The sequence below is a fragment of the Veillonella sp. S13053-19 genome (assembly GCF_002959835.1).
Classification (GTDB): domain Bacteria; phylum Bacillota; class Negativicutes; order Veillonellales; family Veillonellaceae; genus Veillonella; species Veillonella rogosae.
The window spans coordinates 163,518-180,340 of the sequence record NZ_PPDA01000008.1 but is presented as its reverse complement, the minus strand read 5'-3'; the positions used below and the strand labels follow the sequence as shown (position 1 = coordinate 180,340).

Below are 16,823 nucleotides of genomic sequence, written 5' to 3'. Positions count from 1 at the left end.
GTAACACCTCTTATTTTAAACAATCTTTACGGGACAAGTTGACACGGCCTTGTTTATCGATTTCGATAACTTTTACCATGATCTCATCACCTACATTTACTACGTCTTCTACATTTTCAACGCGTTCTTTTGCAAGTTTAGAAATGTGTACAAGACCTTCTTTACCTGGTAATACCTCTACGAAAGCACCGAATGCCATCAAACGAGTTACTTTACCAAGGTATACTTCACCTACTTCAACTTCTTTAGTAAGGTTTTCAATAATTTGTTGAGCTTTTGCAGCACCTTCTTGTTCTACAGAAGCAATGAATACTGTACCATCATCTTCGATGTCGATTTTAGCGCCAGTTTCTTCGATGATACCACGAATCACTTTACCGCCAGAACCGATTACGTCACGAATCTTATCTGGATCGATTTTCATAGTAATGATGCGTGGAGCATATTCAGACATGTGTTGACGTGGTTCAGCAATTGTATCAAGCATAATGCCCATGATGTGCATACGGCCTTTGTGAGCTTGTTCTAATGCTTCTTGAAGGATTTCACGGGATAAACCAGAGATTTTAATATCCATTTGAATTGCTGTTACACCTTTTGCTGTACCAGCCACTTTAAAGTCCATGTCACCAAGAGCATCTTCCATGCCTTGGATATCAGTTAAGATTGTGTAGTGTTCACCTTGCGTTACAAGACCCATAGCGATACCTGCTACAGGGGCTTTAATTGGTACGCCAGCGTCCATCAAGGACAATGTGGAACCACATACGGAAGCCATAGAGCTAGAACCATTGGATTCTAATACTTCAGATACTAAACGCAATGCATATGGGAAGTCTGCTTCGCTAGGAATTACAGGAACCAAAGCGCGTTCAGCCAAAGCACCATGACCAATTTCACGACGACCAGGACCGCGGGAAGAACGAGTTTCGCCTACGGAGAAGGATGGGAAATTATAGTGGTGAATATAGCGTTTTTCTGTTTCAATACCAATGCCATCAATTGTTTGTGTTTCGGACAATGGTGCTACAGTAGCTACGTTCAATACTTGAGTTTGACCACGTGTAAATAAACCAGAGCCATGTGTACGAGGCAATACACCAGTACGGCAAGAGATTGGACGAACTTCATCAAGTTTACGACCATCTGGACGAATTTTTTCGACAGTAATCATATGACGAACGATTTCTTTAATCATAGCGTCAAATGCTTTATTTACGTCACCTATATTGTCAGGGTAGATTTCTTCAAAGTGAGCTAATACATCTGCGCGTACTTCACTTTCTTGAGCATCACGTTGTTGTTTATCTGCACAACGAACTGCTGCGTCAAGTTTATCATGACCATAAGCGCGAACTGCATCAGCGATTTCAGCAGGAACGTCTTTACTTTCAAATACGCGTTTTTCCTTGCCCACTTTTGCTTTCATATCTTCTTGGAAAGCTACGATTTTTTTGATTTCTTCGTGAGCTGTCATAATAACTTCAAGAATGATATCTTCTGGAACTTCTTCAGCGCCACCTTCAACCATGAGGATAGCATCTTTAGTACCAGCTACAACAATGTTAAGGTCTGTTTCTTCTAATTGAGCTTTAGTTGGGTTTACAACGAACTCACCATTGATACGACCCATACGAACGCCTGCAATAGGACCATTCCAAGGCACATCAGAAATAGATAATGCTGCAGAAGCACCAATCATGCCACATACTGCTGGATCGCAGTCTTGATCTACGGACATAACTGTTGCTACTACGTGTACTTCATTACGTACACCTTTATCAAATAATGGACGAATAGGACGGTCGATCAAACGGCTATTCAAAATCGCAGTTTCAGGTGGACGTGCTTCACGTTTAATAAAGCCACCTGGTAAACGACCAACAGCGTACATTTTTTCTTCATAGTCTACTGTAAGTGGGAAGAAGTCGATATCCTTCGCCTCTTTAGAACCTGTAGCGGTAACGAGTACACGAGTATCGCCATAGCCAACCATTACGGCACCGCCAGCTTGTTTTGCAAGTTCCCCAGTCTCGATCGTAAGCGTACGACCAGCTAGGTCCATTTGGAATTGTTCCATTCCTATTCCTCCTAAAAATCTTCTTATATGTATACCTTCTTATTATATATCATCAGTAAAAAATAAGCTATTTTTTCACTTCATTAAAAGCAACTAGCACAATAAAAAAGGACAGAGTAGCCGCTCTGTCCTTTTTTTCCTGTTTCCACAATAGGTTATCGGCATTCGTTTCCCTTTGCCTAATGTTATTATAACATAGAGAAATGAAATAAAAAAGCCGTCCAAAAGGACGGCTAATTTTATTATTTACGAAGACCAAGACGTTCGATAAGGGAACGGTAACGTTCGATATCTTTACGACGAAGGTAGTCAAGCATGTTACGGCGTTGACCAACCAATTTCAACAAACCACGACGGGAATGATGGTCTTTTTTGTGCTCTTTCAAGTGCTCAGTTAAGTAAACGATGCGGCTTGTCAAAATCGCAACTTGTACTTCTGGAGAACCAGTGTCACCTTCATGAGTAGCGTATTCTTTAATTACTGCTAATTTAGCTTCTGTAGTTAACATTAATGTTACCTCCTAAAAAATAAATAATCCCGATAAGCTTAAGTAACCGTTGGAGATTCGAATACTTCGCTTACGATATGTCTTACGACCTTATTTAGTATACAGTATCTACCTTATCTTGTAAAGGAAAAAACAGTAAATAAACAAAAGAGGGCTTATGCCCTCTTCTATTATTTCGCACCAAGCACCATGCGGTCGCTCAATGCATTTTCCCCAGCTACTTCGAACTTTTGAAGTAAGTCAGCAACTGTTAATTTTTTCTTTTCTTCCCCTTTTACATCATAGATGATGCGACCGGAGTCCATCATGATGAGACGATTACCAAAGCGCAATGCATCGCGCATATTGTGAGTAATCATAAGAGTTGTTAAGTTATGCTCTGCTACAAGTTTATCTGTTAATTGCAAAACATTTTCTGCAGTCTTAGGATCAAGAGCCGCCGTATGTTCGTCCAACAATAAAAGTTCAGGACGAAGCATAGTAGCCATCAATAATGTGATGGATTGGCGTTGACCACCAGATAATAGACCCATACGAGCAGATAAACGATCTTCAAGACCTAAACCTAATAGTGCAAGACGTTCTTTGAAGAATGCTTGTTCGCTATCTTTGAAAGCCCATTTAAGCCCTAAGCTTTTACCACGGCGCATAGCAAGGATTAAGTTTTCCTCGATTTGCATGTTACCTGCAGTACCTACCATAGGATCTTGGAATACGCGGCCAATGTATTTAGCACGTTTGTATTCAGGCATTTTTGTGACATCAATACCATTGATTGTAATGGATCCTTCATCTACTGGGAATACACCAGCGATGGAGTTTAGTAATGTACTTTTACCAGCACCATTACCACCTATAACAGTACAGAAATCTCCTTCTTCTAAACGAAGATCGATACCTTGTAATGCAGTTTTTTCATTGATTGTGCCCTTAAAGAAGGTTTTTACCATATTTTTTACTTCTAACATAGTGTCCTCCTTAGCGAGCCAACCATTTCGCTTTCAATGTAGGCAAGGAAAGCGCGATGGCAACGAGAATTGCAGTGAATAATTTCAAATCGTTTGGCGGCATACCCATATAGAGTACAGCAGCGATAACGATACGATATACGATGGAACCAAGTACTACGGCGATAAGACTACGTACGAAGGATTTCGTACCGAATACTACTTCACCGATGATTACAGACGCCAAGCCGATAACGATGGTACCGATACCCATACCTACGTCGGCAAAGCCTTGGAATTGACCAATAAGGGCGCCAGACATACCAACAAAACCATTAGAAATCAAAAGACCTAGAACAATCATGTTATCAGTATTTACGCCTTGAGCGCGAATCATTTGAGGGTTAACACCTGTTGCACGTAAAGCTGTACCAATTTCAGTCCCGAAAAACCAGAACAAGAACAAGCATACAGCTACAGCGACCAATACGCCTACAATAGCAGCAGACCACATATTAGGAGTGTGGAATACACCGCCGAGGATAGAATAAATTGTATCCATACGAAGCAAGGATACGTTAGCTTTTCCCATAATGTGAAGGTTCACAGAGTACAAAGCAATCATTGTCAAAATACCAGCCAATAATGCAGGAATTTTTAGTTTTGTGTGAATCCAGCCTGTTACAGCACCTGCTATCATACCGCCCACACCGGCAAGTAAAATGGAAAGGATTGGATTCATGCCACTTGTAATTAAAACAGCGGAAATAGCCGCCCCCATTGGGAACGTACCTTCCACAGTTAAGTCAGCCACATCTAGTACACGGAATGTAATGAATACACCGACCGCTAACAATGACCATAAAAGGCCTGTGGTTATGGTGCCTACCATTAAATCTAACATCAAAATCTCCTCTATTGTTTCATATCTTTACGAAGTGCGTCAGGAATTGTAATACCTAATTTTTTAGCACGTTCTTCGTTAACAGTTAACTTAATATTTTTTTGCGTTTCAATAGCTAAATCTGCAATTTTTGCTTCACCAGCAAGCACTTTAGCAGCCATCAAGCCAGTTTGGTAACCTAATTGATAATAGTCAACAGAATATGTTGCTACACCACCAGTCATTGTCATACCTTCATCAGCAGCAAATACTGGAATTTTCGCAGCATCTGTGATTTGTGCTAAGTTAGCCATAGCAGATGCCAATACATTATCTGTTGGTGTATAGATTGCTTGTACATCTTGGTTTACAAGATTAGTAGCTGCTTGTTGGATATCATTTACGTTGGAAACAGTTGCTTCTACAACAGTAATACCTTTAGTAGCTGCATAAGCTTTCATTTTTTCAACTTGTAATTGGGAGTTGATTTCAGAGGATGTATAAATAGCACCAATGCGTTTTACATTTGGTACTAATGCGATAATGAGATCAACCTCTTTTTCAACAGGTGTCATATCAGACGTACCAGATACGTTACCACCTGGGCGTTCATTAGATTGAACGAGTTTTGCTGTTACGTAATCTGTAATAGCTGTACCCATGATTGGCATATCATGAGATGCATTTGCCATCGTTTGCGCTGCTGGCGTTGCAATCGCTAATACTAAATCTTTTTTATCAGATACGAAGCGTTGGGCAATACTGTTCAAGTTAGATTGGTCAGCTTGAGCATTTTGTTGATCCAACTTAATATTTTGACCATCTTTGTAGCCTTTAGAAGCAAGACCATCAACAAAGCCCTTATTAGCAGCATCAAGGGATGGATGTTCTACTAATTGAATAACGCCAATTTTCTTTTGGTCATTAGTTGCAGTATTAGAACCACAACCAGCTACCATTGCCATAATAGTGACGGCACTAAGTGCCACTGCAATACTTTTTTTCCAATTCATATGTAACTCCTTACCAGTTATGTATTAAATCATAGTCGCTTTGTTCATCAAATCCTCTGGTAAGGTGATGCCCAATTTTTCTAATTTTTCTTTACCCACAACTAATTTAAACTCTTTTTGCATTTCGATAGGCATATCTTCAACTTTAGCTTCGCCAGTTAAGATTTTTGCTGCCATCAAACCTGTTTGGTAGCCCAGTTTGTAGTAATCTACAGACAAGGACATGAGTGCACCACCTTTTACGTGGTTGTCTTCACCGCCAAATACAGGAATTTTTGCTGGGTCGGTAATAGCTACAAGATTACTCATTGCGGAAGCTACAACATTATCTGTCGGTACATATACGGCATCTACATGTTGAGATACGAGGTTTTGAGCCGCTTGTTGAATATCGTTTACGTTAGAAACTGTAACTTCTTCAACTTTAATGCCTTTTGTAGCTGCGTAAGCTTTCATTTTCTCTACTTGAATTTGAGAGTTTACTTCGCTAGAGCTATAAATAGTACCGATTGTTTTTGCATTCGGTATTACTTGTAAAATTAAGTCAACTTGTTGCTCTACTGGGTTCATGTCGGATGTACCAGACACATTACCACCAGGTTTTTGATTAGATTTAACAAGTTTAGCTGCTTCGTAATCTGTAATCGCAGTACCCAAGATTGGAATATCATGAGTTGCATTCGCCATAGATTGAGCTGCTGGAGTAGCAATTGCTAAAATCAAGTTTTTACGATCAGATACGAATCGCTGAGCAATACTATTCAAGTTAGACTGATCAGCTTGTGCGTTTTGTTGGTCAAAAGCAATTTTTTCAGCTAGCCCCTTTTCTTTAAGAGCATCAACAAAACCTTTATTTGCCGCATCTAGTGCAGGATGTTCAACGAGTTGTACTACGCCAACTTTGTATTCACCATTCGATGTTGTTCCATTTGAGCCACAGCCTGTAAAAGCTAATAAAGCTGCCGCCGTGAGTGCTAGGGCAATACCTTTTTTCAAGTTCATGGGGATTTCCTTCCTATCTGCAATGACTATAATACTTCTATTATAAACAAATTTATTCACTACATCAATGTAGCAGAGTAAAGTATTTTACATTTTTATTATGTGTAAAACACAATAAAGACAAGAAATCCAACTATTTTTCTAAAGATGATAGCATATCTTCTGTCAAATCATTTGCTGCAAGAATATATTCTTTAAGAGTACCTTTATCGAGTGCTACCTTCATAACAGGTACTTCAAATGGGTCGAGAATAACGCACATCAAGATTTCACCCGTTACATAATAACCTACTACAGCTTCCCCTTCGTCTTCATCTAGGGTTTCTCGTTTTACTGTTACGCAGTATGGTTTCATAACTGCAGCAGCCGCCTCAGCTACCTGTTCACGATTTGCAATATATTCTTCAGCTGTTGTTTCAGGAATATCAAAGATGTCGACTTTTACAGTCTTAACCTCGGTTGCCTCTCCCTTCGCAGCCTCAATAGCTGCGCCTAATTCCGTTTGATTCATATATACCTCACATAGAATGGACTTTCACCATTGGTGAAAGCCCTATTACACTAGATTGTTTCATCAGCTGCATTTAAGAATGCCACGTAGCATTGTTTAGCCTCGTAAATATCGGCTTTAGAAGTAACCTCCCACGGAGCATGCATGCTAAGAACTGCTACACCACAGTCGATAACATTCATACCGTAAAGTGCCATGATGTACGCAATTGTACCACCACCACCGAGGTCTACCTTACCAAGCTCTGCCGTTTGATACGTTACATTATTGGACTCCATAACTCGACGGATAAAGCCCATGTACTCAGCATTGGCATCATTAGAGCCAGCTTTACCACGAGAGCCTGTAAATTTATTAAATACTACGCCCATACCAAGGTAAGAAGCATTTTTCTTTTCATACGCAGATGCATAAAGTGGATCGTAGCCAGCGCTAACATCGGAAGATAACATACGAGATTTTTCCAATGTGCGGCGAACGCTAACAGAATTTGGTTTACCCATAAGTGTTAGAATTTCAGCTACAGCATTTTCAAAGAAGCGAGATTGCATACCCGTAGCACCTACAGAGCCAATTTCCTCTTTATCGACAAGCAAGCAACAAGTAGTACGTTTTACATTATCTACTTCAAGCATAGCCACTAAGGATGTATAGGCACATACGCGGTCATCTTGGCCATATGCCATTACCATAGAGCGGTCAAAGCCCATATCGCGCGCCTTACCTGCTGGTACAATTTCAAGCTCTGCAGATAACAAGTCACGCTCAACAAAACCATACTCTTTTTCAAGAAGGTTATTAATGAATTTAGAAACCCCTTCTTTTTCCTCATCTTTTACTGGACGGCTGCCTATGAGTAAATCAAGAGCTTCCCCTTCAATTACTTTAGCCGCATTCTTTTGCATTTGCTCTTGCCCTAAATGAGGCAACAAGTCTGTAATACAGAATACAGGATCAGTTTCTTTATCACCAATATTAATATTTATACGAGTTCCATCTGTTTTTACCACAACACCATGAATCGCAAGAGGCATGGCTACCCAGTGATATTTTTTAATGCCGCCGTAGTAGTGAGTATCCCAGAATAAAAGGTTGCTATCTTCGTATTGAGGGTTTTGTTTTACGTCAATACGAGGAGAGTCGATATGAGCACCTAAAATGTTCATACCTAATTCGATATCATCTGTACCGATATTGAAGAGAGCAATAGATTTATCCATATAAGTGTAATAAATCTTATCCCCCGCCTTAATTGGCGTATTATTTTTAATGATATCTTTTAGATTTACATAGCCCTTTGCCTCTGCAAAATCTACGGCCTGCACTACGCATTCCCGTTCTGTTTTACCATTATCTAAAAATTGACGATACGTATCACTTAAGGCATATACCTTTTCCATAGTAGCATCGTCATAATTATGCCATGCATATTTGCGTTCCATAATCTATCCTTTCTAAATGCTCACAATCTAGTATTTAAGAAACTGTAGATGTGAACAGGAATTAATAAAATTATCTTTGGCGGTCCTTTTCAAGTTCCGCCCGGCGAAATTCCAAATACTTTCGCTCTTTCTCTCGATTAATTTCAGACTTCTGAGTATATAGAGAACGAATTTCGTCCGTACAATGCGTTAATACCTTTGTAACGTAGAATTTGGTACTACCGGACTTAATCGTATATTTTCCAACTTTAAGTTGTACTGCAAAATCACCATGTTTCGGGCAAAAGCCAATGGCGAGATGCTTGTCCCCTTGTAATCGTTCTGGCCTAGTCATTTCTAAACGAGTCTGACAATACGGACAGAAAGATAAACGTACACGTCTATCGTGAACGATACGCTTCTTCTCAGGGAAGTTTTCATACATAAAAAATGTCAAAATCGGTGGATATAGGAAAGGATTGCTACTTTCCTTGCGAATTTGGTCATAATGTAAAATTCCTTGTGGAATATCTAGCTTCTGACATATATGAGCCGTAAATACAGCATCATGCAATGCGTTATGAGCAGACAAATGCTCTGTCGATATATTGAGATCCTCCATAGCATGTGCCACAGAATACTGCTGATTTGTACCATATCGTTGATAGGCATAAATCATTTGTGCATCTACCCATTGATCATAAGATAGTGCTTTCATCTTATGGAGCATAAGATTTTCTCTTAAGATAAGAATATCATCAGAGCCCCAAGACAGTAACATATATTCATTACCACACCAATTTTGAAAGTGCTGCATAGCCGTCTTAAAGGGCACACCATGATCGAGTTCTCTAGAGGTTATCCCCGTCAGCTCTCGTACATGCTTATGCATCCGTGGCAAGTATTGAGGTTTAATGAACATCGTAAAATGATCTACGATATCCAACTTGTCATTCAGTTTTACCGCTCCGATTTGAATGATTTCACCAGTCAACGGCATTTTAGTACGCTTCATAAAGCTAATGTCATTGCTATACGGTTGATTCCACTCCAAATCAAATACTATATAATTCATAGGCTTTTATTTCGATTCTGAAAGCAACGTTTCCGCCGCTTTAATAACCTGTTCTTCAGAAATTACAGATAACCCTTTGTAATTTCCTTCTTTAATAATCTTCTTCATACTTTTACCAACCTCATAGGAGTCCATCGTTTCAAGAACGATAGCATGAGCTTGGTACGGACCATAAAAGAATGGGTTTGATGGCCCATAGAGTGCCACAATTGGCACCTTTTGGCTGATTCCTACATGCATAGGACCAGAGTCATTTGTAATCAATAGATTACAGCGGCTCATAGCCGCCGCCAATGGTCCTAACTGGAATTTTCCAGTAGCCACAATCGGTTTCGTTTCCATTTGTTCTACTACAGGTTGCACCATTTCAAGATCCATAGGGCCGCCAAAGAATACCGTCTTATACCCTAAACGACCGAAATAATCAGCTACATGGGCAAATCGTTCAGCAGGCCAGCGCTTCTCAGGAACAGCACTACCAATATTAAAACCGATGAGCGTATCACTATCGGTTAATCCATGACTAGCATAGAAATCTTGAGCCTCACGGCGCCAGGCTTCAGAAGTTTCAATGTGTAAGCCAGAATTAGAAGTATCGGTCACACCTAATTGTTCAAGTACATTGATGTACATATCTGCAGCGTGGCGAGTTTTACGGTCTAGACGGGTATATTTTGTCATAAATGGTCTAAATAAAAAATGACTCATACCAGTCGTAATGGGTGCATGAATATTCCAGGCTAAATAGGAAGTACGTTCATTGGGATGCAAATTGATAACGATATCAGGTTTACCCTTTGCATTAATCTCACGAGCAACCTCATTGAGCCCAGAAATACTATTATGACGCCCTTTTTTATCTACAACGATAAGTTCATCAATATTTGGATTATATTGCATCACTTGTTGCAGTTTTTCATCTATTACATACGTAATATGGCTATGTGGAGCAGCTTTACGTAGCACCTCTAGGAATGGAGTCGTTAAAATAACATCACCTAAGTGCATGAGAAAGGTGACCACAATGCGCTTATAATCTAGTTCCATTATAGTTCCTTTCCAAGTACTTGTTCATACACAGACCATACTGCATCTACAGGGATTTGAGCCATACAATCTGGATCATCTACGAGAGGTTGCTCAGGTGTAGCCTTCGAAGTCGGGGAAATAATAAGATGTACATGACTACCACCATATGGACCAGTCCGCTTAGGAGATGTAGTACCAAACATAGCAATCAATGGTCGCTTCAAAGCATTTGCAATATGTAATGGTCCCGTATCAGCACTAATAAATATTTGACAATGACGAATCAACTCAATTAGCTCTGGCATAGATGTAGACCCCACTAGGTTGATGAGATTCTTATTTTTTACATAGTTTTCTATGAAAGCTCCTTTTTCTGCATCATCTGGAGCACCAGCAATAACTACTTTTTTACCAGATTCACATAAGCGGATACATAGCTCGCCAAAGTTAAGAAGTGGCCACTCCTTAACAATCCAGCGAGCACCTGGTACAACTACTACATATTCATCTTCTACACCATGAGATTGTAACTTATGCTTAACGGACTTCTCCGCCTCCACATAAGCAGGCATAGGGAACTCTACGCCTTCTACATCGCCTCCAAGAGCACGTACGGTATCGAGGTATCGTTCGATAACATGATCGTATTTATGTTCACCAACAAGGGCTTTATTAACTAAATTACTGCCTTCACGAAGTTCCCAGTAGCCATATTTTTCAGGCGCACCTGATAATAATGATACAATGGCACTTTTAGCAATACATTGAAGATCCAAGGTCATATCAAAATGACGACTATGTAAATCCTTACGCAATTGATATAAGTAAGAAGGCTTTTTAAGTTGTTTCTTGTCGATAATAATCACATCATCAACCCAAGGTGTACCTGGTAAGAGGCTAGCGAATTGTTCATGAATGGCCCATGTAATACGAGCATCAGGCCAATTCTTACGCACAGCATACAAGGTAGGCAATGCATGAATTACATCCCCTAGTGAGCTCATCTTTATGATGAGTATATTCTTGTAGTCTTTCATATAGCCTCCCCAATACAACACAACAGTAAAGAACCTTATAATAGCTTTACATTAGATTTAAAAATAAAGCGAATACAAACGCAATATCAGATTAGTATATTAAATAATTGATTAAATAATAGATTAAATGATAGTTTTCATAAAATCTAAAAGATTAGTACCTGTAAATAAATAGCCCTTTACCCCAGCTGCCTCAGCGGCATCAACATCACGTTGACTGTCTCCAATTAAGAAACTTTCTGTCACATCCACATGATAATCCTTAATTGCTTGCTTGATCATACCAGGCTTTGGCTTTCTACATTCACAGTCTACAGCATAAAGAGGTATGGCCCCTTCTTTATGATGAGGGCAGTAATAGAAGTGCAAAATAGGTGCCCCACTGCGATCTAGTTCATGAGCCATATGGTCATGAAGAATCTGTACATCAGACTCTTTGTAATAACCACGGGCCACTCCGCTTTGATTCGTCACCACAATGAGGTCATACCCTTTACTGTAGGCATAAGCTAAGGCCTCTTTTGCACCGTCTACCCACTCTAAATCGCTAATTTTATATAAATAACTAACGTCTTTATTAATAACGCCATCGCGATCTAAAAATAACACCTTGCGCATTAACGTAAATATCCTTCGTTATTATCTAATAGCTCACAATATTCTTTAACGGCATCTTCCATTTTGTGGAATCCTTTATCATAGCCAGCAGCCAATAATTTAGTCGTATCAGCCTCTGTAAAGCTTTGATATTTGCCTTTTAACACCTCTGGGAATGGCACGTATTCAATCTTGCCGTGGCCGTTATAATCGATAACAGCTTGCATGAATTGATTAAAGCTATGAGCATTACCAGTACCGCAGTTAAAAGTACCAGAAATTTCTGGATGCTCCCAGAAGTAGAAGTTTACATTAACTACGTCTTTTACATAAATAAAGTCACGAGTTTGACCACCATTTTCGTAGCCATCTGTACCTTCAAATAGATTGATAATACCAGTTTCTTTATTTTTGTAGAACATTTGGCGAACTAAGGAAGCCATTTTATCTTTATGAGCTTCGTTAGGACCGTACACATTAAAATAGCGTAAACCTACTACTTGAGCAGTATATTCACCTTCATATTTACGCACATAACGATCGAATAACAATTTAGAGTACGCATATGGATTGAGGGCTTCTTCGGCTTCTGGTTTTTCTACGAAACCATTAGTACCATTGCCATAAGTAGATGCAGAGGATGCATAGATGAATGGAATACGACGGTCTTGGCAATAATGGAATAGATTTTTAGAACCTTCATAGTTGTTCTTCATCATGTATTTGCCATTATATTCCATTGTGTCTGCACAAGCGCCTTCGTGGAATACGACTTCAATAGGGCCCACATCGAATGTACCGTCAGCGATAGCACAATCAAAATCATCACAATCGATGTAATCTAAGAATTCTAGATTTTGAATATTGCGAATTTTGCGACCATCTGTAAGATCATCTACGATAAGAATATCTGTACGACCACGTTCATTTAGTGCTTTCACAATATTACTGCCGATAAAACCAGCACCACCTGTTACGATAATCATAATTTGCCCTCCTTAGCCATAGTGGCTATTTTCCCTACAATATCAGATGTAGAATAACCTTCTTTAAATGAAAGCACCTCTACATTGTCAACGGACTCGCGTCCGATAATATCTTCAATCTTATAATCGCCGCCCTTAACAAGCGTATTAGGACGTAAGTACGCTAATAACTCAGCGGGAGTATCTTCTTCAAATAATACAACCCCATCAATACACTGCAATGCACTTAATAAAGCAGCTCGATCCTCTTCACTAACGATAGGACGAGTTTCACCTTTAAGACGTTTAACAGATGCATCTGAATTCAAACCAATGATGAGATGGTCACCAAGTTGCGCGGCCTCTTGTAAGTACGTAATATGGCCACGATGAAGAATGTCAAAACAACCATTAGTAAATACTACAGTTTCACCCTTACTTTGCCACTGTGTAACAAGCTCTTTCATCTCTTCCTTCGTATATAGAGGCTTAGACTGAATGCTATGTTTGAAAGAGTGCCATAAGTCTAATAGTTCAGAGCGGTGAATTGGATAGGTCCCAACCTTAGACACTACGATGCCAGCAGCACCATTGGCGATATGCAAGGCTAATCGCATAGATAAGCCACTAGCAAGACAAGTCATCATCATAGATACAACGGTATCCCCTGCACCACTCACATCGAAGACCTCTTGTTGAGTAGCCGGATTATGCCATGTGCGGCCATCCTTTGCGATAACTGTAATCCCCTTAGCAGACCGTGTAGCCACAATATAGTCCAAATCTACATTACCCAGAACAGACTTAGCAGCCTCAACGATTGTAGCATCATCATTTTCTAATTTACGGCCCACACATTCACCAAGCTCTTTTACATTTGGTGTTATGCAGGTCGCACCATTATATTTCGACCAATCAGATCCTTTTGGATCAACGATAGTTTGCACGCCATATTCTTTAGCTAAGCTAAAGATTTTCTTCAATAAGTTAGGCGTACAAACACCTTTACCATAGTCAGATACGACAATACCGTCGATACCAGACTTACATAGATTCTCAAGCCAAGAAGCTAGTTGTGCCTCTTCTCCGCTTGTTAAATCTGTAATCGTTTCAAAATCAAGGCGCATCATTTGCTGACGATCACCCAAGATGCGCATCTTTGTAATGGTAGAACGATCATCACTTGTAATTAAACCAGTTGTATCGATTTTGTCGGCATCAAGTAAATGTTGCAATAGGCGACCATGGTCATCATTACCAGCAAGTGCACCGAGATATACCTTACAATCTAAATTAGACAAGTTAGATGCAACGTTTCCAGCCCCACCAAGAACCTCTTTCATTTTTGACACTCGGTTAACAGGAACCGGTGCTTCTGGAGAAATACGACTTACATCACCAAAAACATAACGATCTACCATCACATCGCCAACAACGGCAATCTTCAAGTTTGGCAGTTGCTTTGTTAAAAACTGATTAATGGTAGTATTTATCATAGTCCACCTATTCCTTACCCCAATGACATGTGTGCTTGATTAAAATGAGAATTAAATCGGCACCACATGTATGTATCACGTATAACCTAAAGGTTAATAATCCTCTTCAATAAGTTCGCACATAATGTGCCCAGCCAAAATATGCATTTCTTGAATGCGAGCTGTTACATTACTAGGAATTGCTAATGTAATGTCACATAATTCGGCTAATTTACCGCCGCCTTCACCGGTGAAAGCAATAGTATGCATACCAATAGAACGAGCCATTTCAGCTGCTTTCACAACATTCTTAGAATTACCAGAAGTAGAAATACCGATGAGTACATCACCTGTACGGCCTAACCCCTCTACTTGGCGAGCAAAGACAGCATCAAAATCATAATCATTAGCAATCGCTGTCAATGCAGATGTGTCTGTAGTTAAGGCCACCGCGGCAAAAGAACGACGTTCCTTTTTAAAGCGACCAATTAATTCTGCTGCTAAATGTTGAGAATCTGCTGCAGAACCACCGTTACCACAGAATAAAATTTTATTACCATTATCGAGAGCCGCCTTACAGCGATAGGCAATCTCTTGAATGGTATCCATATGCTCCATCGTCTTACCAAACACTTCAAGATGCTCGGTGAAACGATCTGCAATGATTGGATTTAAATCAGTCATTATAAAATCTCCTTTAACAGTCTATCTGCGTTCTTCCAGAACAATTTTTCACATTGCTCCACAGATAAACCAGCCTCTTTAAATGCATCATAGAGACGATACATTTCAGAAGCATCTTTAATTTCTGTATTTGGCTTAATACCATCAAAGTCAGTTCCTAATGTAACTACATCCTCCCCGCCTTTATTGATAAGATATAAGCCGTGCTTTACAATATCTTCTATGCGACTAACGGGCGATGTCCCCAAGAAGGATTGAGCAAAATTAAGTCCAATGACACCACCTTTATTGGCTATGAGTTTAATCAAGTTATCAGGCAAGTTTCTAGTATGAGCAGTAACTTCACGCGCATTAGAATGAGAGGCTACAAAGGGTACATCTAAGATATCTCCTAATTGCTCAGTACCAGCATCGTTAAGGTGAGAGCAGTCTACGATTATCCCTAAATCTTGCATAGCTTCTACAAACTCAATACCTTTAGATGTTAATTTTTTATGTTGTTCACCACAATGAGGTTCTCCCAAACCATTTGGATAGTTCCAAGTAAGCGTTATCAGTCTAACCCCATCTTGATAAGCTTGTTTAAGTTTATCTAAGTCGCCGCCTAGTACGCCACCTTCCTCGATGGACATTAGGGCACCAATCTTACCAGACTCGTACACAGACTCTACATCTTGATAAGAGAGCACATGCTGTATGTGCTCTCCATAGAGATGAATTTGTGTGGTACATAAGTTTCGCATCTCTTCATAACGACCATAAGGATCATTCGTCTTACCAAGATTGATAAAGAGTGCAAAATCTTGAACCTTACTGTGAGCCTTTTGTAATTTCTCAATATCGATTTTCCAAGTATTACGATATAAATCACCACTATCGGGATGATCGAGTAATTGCATTATCGTATCGCAATGTAAATCTATCATAAAGCCTCACTATGTAGTAACATCAACTAACTACGTTTTGGTTTTTTAGCATCTAATTTTTTAAGCGCTTTAAGCTCTTCCATGAAGCTATCGATATTATCGAACTTACGATATACACTGGCGAATCGAACGTACGCAACTTGATCAATATCTTTCAATTGTTGCAATACAAGTTCCCCAATGCGGTCGGTTGTAACCTCTTGATTGATTTCGTTACGAATATCGCGCTCTACATCATTAACTACTTGTTCCATAACGGACATAGGCACTGTGCGTTTATCACAAGAGCGCAATAGACCATTCAATAATTTACCGCGATCAAATAATTCGCGACGTCCATTTTTCTTCATTACCATAAGTGGTACTTCTTCTATAATTTCATAGGTAGTAAAGCGACGGCCACAATTGATGCATTCTCGGCGACGGCGAATACTATTACCTTCATCAGTCGTTCTAGAGTCTGTCACCTTCGTGTCTGTATGTTGGCAATAAGGACATCTCATTAGCTAATACTCCTTTTCTAATCAGTCAGTAATCATGAAAAAGGCACAATACGCCTATTTTCTTATACCTTATATACTACCATATTTAGTAGGAAAAGTACAAAAAGAACCATATAATGCTACTTAATAGTACTGACTTGTCTAAATCTTTTTCATTTGGTATGCT

General features: G+C 39.6%; 17 protein-coding genes. All 17 read right to left on the bottom strand.

Annotated elements, in window-relative coordinates:
• Positions 1-10: 10 nt before the first annotated feature.
• Entirely contained in the window at positions 11-2,080 is a 2,070-nt protein-coding gene (locus tag VEHSUH06_RS04285; RefSeq protein WP_105097898.1) for a polyribonucleotide nucleotidyltransferase, read from the bottom strand.
• 242 nt (positions 2,081-2,322) lie between these two features.
• Complete coding sequence (gene rpsO / locus VEHSUH06_RS04280; RefSeq protein ID WP_009372127.1) at positions 2,323-2,589, bottom strand: 30S ribosomal protein S15; 267 nt, start codon at positions 2,587-2,589, stop codon at positions 2,323-2,325.
• Positions 2,590-2,759: 170 nt separating this feature from the next.
• Positions 2,760-3,557, bottom strand: coding sequence for an ABC transporter ATP-binding protein (locus VEHSUH06_RS04275; protein ID WP_105097897.1), 798 nt, complete (start codon positions 3,555-3,557; stop codon positions 2,760-2,762).
• 10 nt (positions 3,558-3,567) lie between these two features.
• Positions 3,568-4,440, bottom strand: a complete 873-nt coding sequence (locus VEHSUH06_RS04270; protein WP_105097896.1) for an ABC transporter permease — start codon at positions 4,438-4,440, stop codon at positions 3,568-3,570.
• An 11-nt stretch (positions 4,441-4,451) separates the two neighbouring features.
• The gene (locus VEHSUH06_RS04265; RefSeq protein ID WP_105097895.1) at positions 4,452-5,432 is read right to left on the bottom strand and encodes an ABC transporter substrate-binding protein; all 981 of its coding nucleotides are present in this window, start codon (positions 5,430-5,432) and stop codon (positions 4,452-4,454) included.
• Between the two features lie 24 nt (positions 5,433-5,456).
• Entirely contained in the window at positions 5,457-6,434 is a 978-nt protein-coding gene (locus VEHSUH06_RS04260) for an ABC transporter substrate-binding protein (RefSeq protein ID WP_054747238.1), read from the bottom strand.
• A 133-nt stretch (positions 6,435-6,567) separates the two neighbouring features.
• Complete coding sequence (locus VEHSUH06_RS04255) at positions 6,568-6,945, bottom strand: hypothetical protein (RefSeq protein WP_105097894.1); 378 nt, start codon at positions 6,943-6,945, stop codon at positions 6,568-6,570.
• A gap of 50 nt (positions 6,946-6,995) precedes the next feature.
• Complete coding sequence (locus VEHSUH06_RS04250) at positions 6,996-8,387, bottom strand: aminopeptidase (RefSeq protein ID WP_105097893.1); 1,392 nt, start codon at positions 8,385-8,387, stop codon at positions 6,996-6,998.
• 70 nt (positions 8,388-8,457) lie between these two features.
• A complete protein-coding gene (locus VEHSUH06_RS04245; protein ID WP_105097892.1) occupies positions 8,458-9,441 on the bottom strand; it encodes a 3'-5' exonuclease in 984 nt (327 codons plus the stop codon).
• Positions 9,442-9,447: 6 nt separating this feature from the next.
• Entirely contained in the window at positions 9,448-10,488 is a 1,041-nt protein-coding gene (locus tag VEHSUH06_RS04240; RefSeq protein ID WP_105097891.1) for a glycosyltransferase family 9 protein, read from the bottom strand.
• The gene (locus tag VEHSUH06_RS04235; protein ID WP_105097890.1) at positions 10,488-11,507 is read right to left on the bottom strand and encodes a glycosyltransferase family 9 protein; all 1,020 of its coding nucleotides are present in this window, start codon (positions 11,505-11,507) and stop codon (positions 10,488-10,490) included. Before VEHSUH06_RS04235 ends, VEHSUH06_RS04240 begins: the two co-directional genes overlap by 1 nt.
• A gap of 123 nt (positions 11,508-11,630) precedes the next feature.
• Positions 11,631-12,125, bottom strand: coding sequence for a D-glycero-beta-D-manno-heptose 1,7-bisphosphate 7-phosphatase (locus VEHSUH06_RS04230; protein WP_105097889.1), 495 nt, complete (start codon positions 12,123-12,125; stop codon positions 11,631-11,633).
• Positions 12,125-13,090: an ADP-glyceromanno-heptose 6-epimerase gene (rfaD, locus tag VEHSUH06_RS04225; RefSeq protein WP_105097888.1), complete on the bottom strand. Its 966-nt coding sequence runs from the start codon at positions 13,088-13,090 to the stop codon at positions 12,125-12,127. The genes VEHSUH06_RS04230 and rfaD overlap by 1 nt, the downstream gene beginning before the upstream one ends.
• Positions 13,087-14,565 (bottom strand): D-glycero-beta-D-manno-heptose-7-phosphate kinase, encoded by a 1,479-nt coding sequence (gene rfaE1 / locus VEHSUH06_RS04220; RefSeq protein WP_105097887.1) that lies wholly within the window; start codon positions 14,563-14,565, stop codon positions 13,087-13,089. The genes rfaD and rfaE1 overlap by 4 nt, the downstream gene beginning before the upstream one ends.
• A gap of 93 nt (positions 14,566-14,658) precedes the next feature.
• The gene (gmhA, locus tag VEHSUH06_RS04215) at positions 14,659-15,228 is read right to left on the bottom strand and encodes a D-sedoheptulose 7-phosphate isomerase (RefSeq protein WP_054747248.1); all 570 of its coding nucleotides are present in this window, start codon (positions 15,226-15,228) and stop codon (positions 14,659-14,661) included.
• Entirely contained in the window at positions 15,228-16,154 is a 927-nt protein-coding gene (locus VEHSUH06_RS04210; RefSeq protein WP_105097886.1) for a dipeptidase, read from the bottom strand. Before VEHSUH06_RS04210 ends, gmhA begins: the two co-directional genes overlap by 1 nt.
• Positions 16,155-16,180: 26 nt before the next feature.
• Positions 16,181-16,657, bottom strand: coding sequence for a transcriptional regulator NrdR (nrdR, locus tag VEHSUH06_RS04205; RefSeq protein WP_009372078.1), 477 nt, complete (start codon positions 16,655-16,657; stop codon positions 16,181-16,183).
• Between the last annotated feature and the right edge of the window lie 166 nt (positions 16,658-16,823).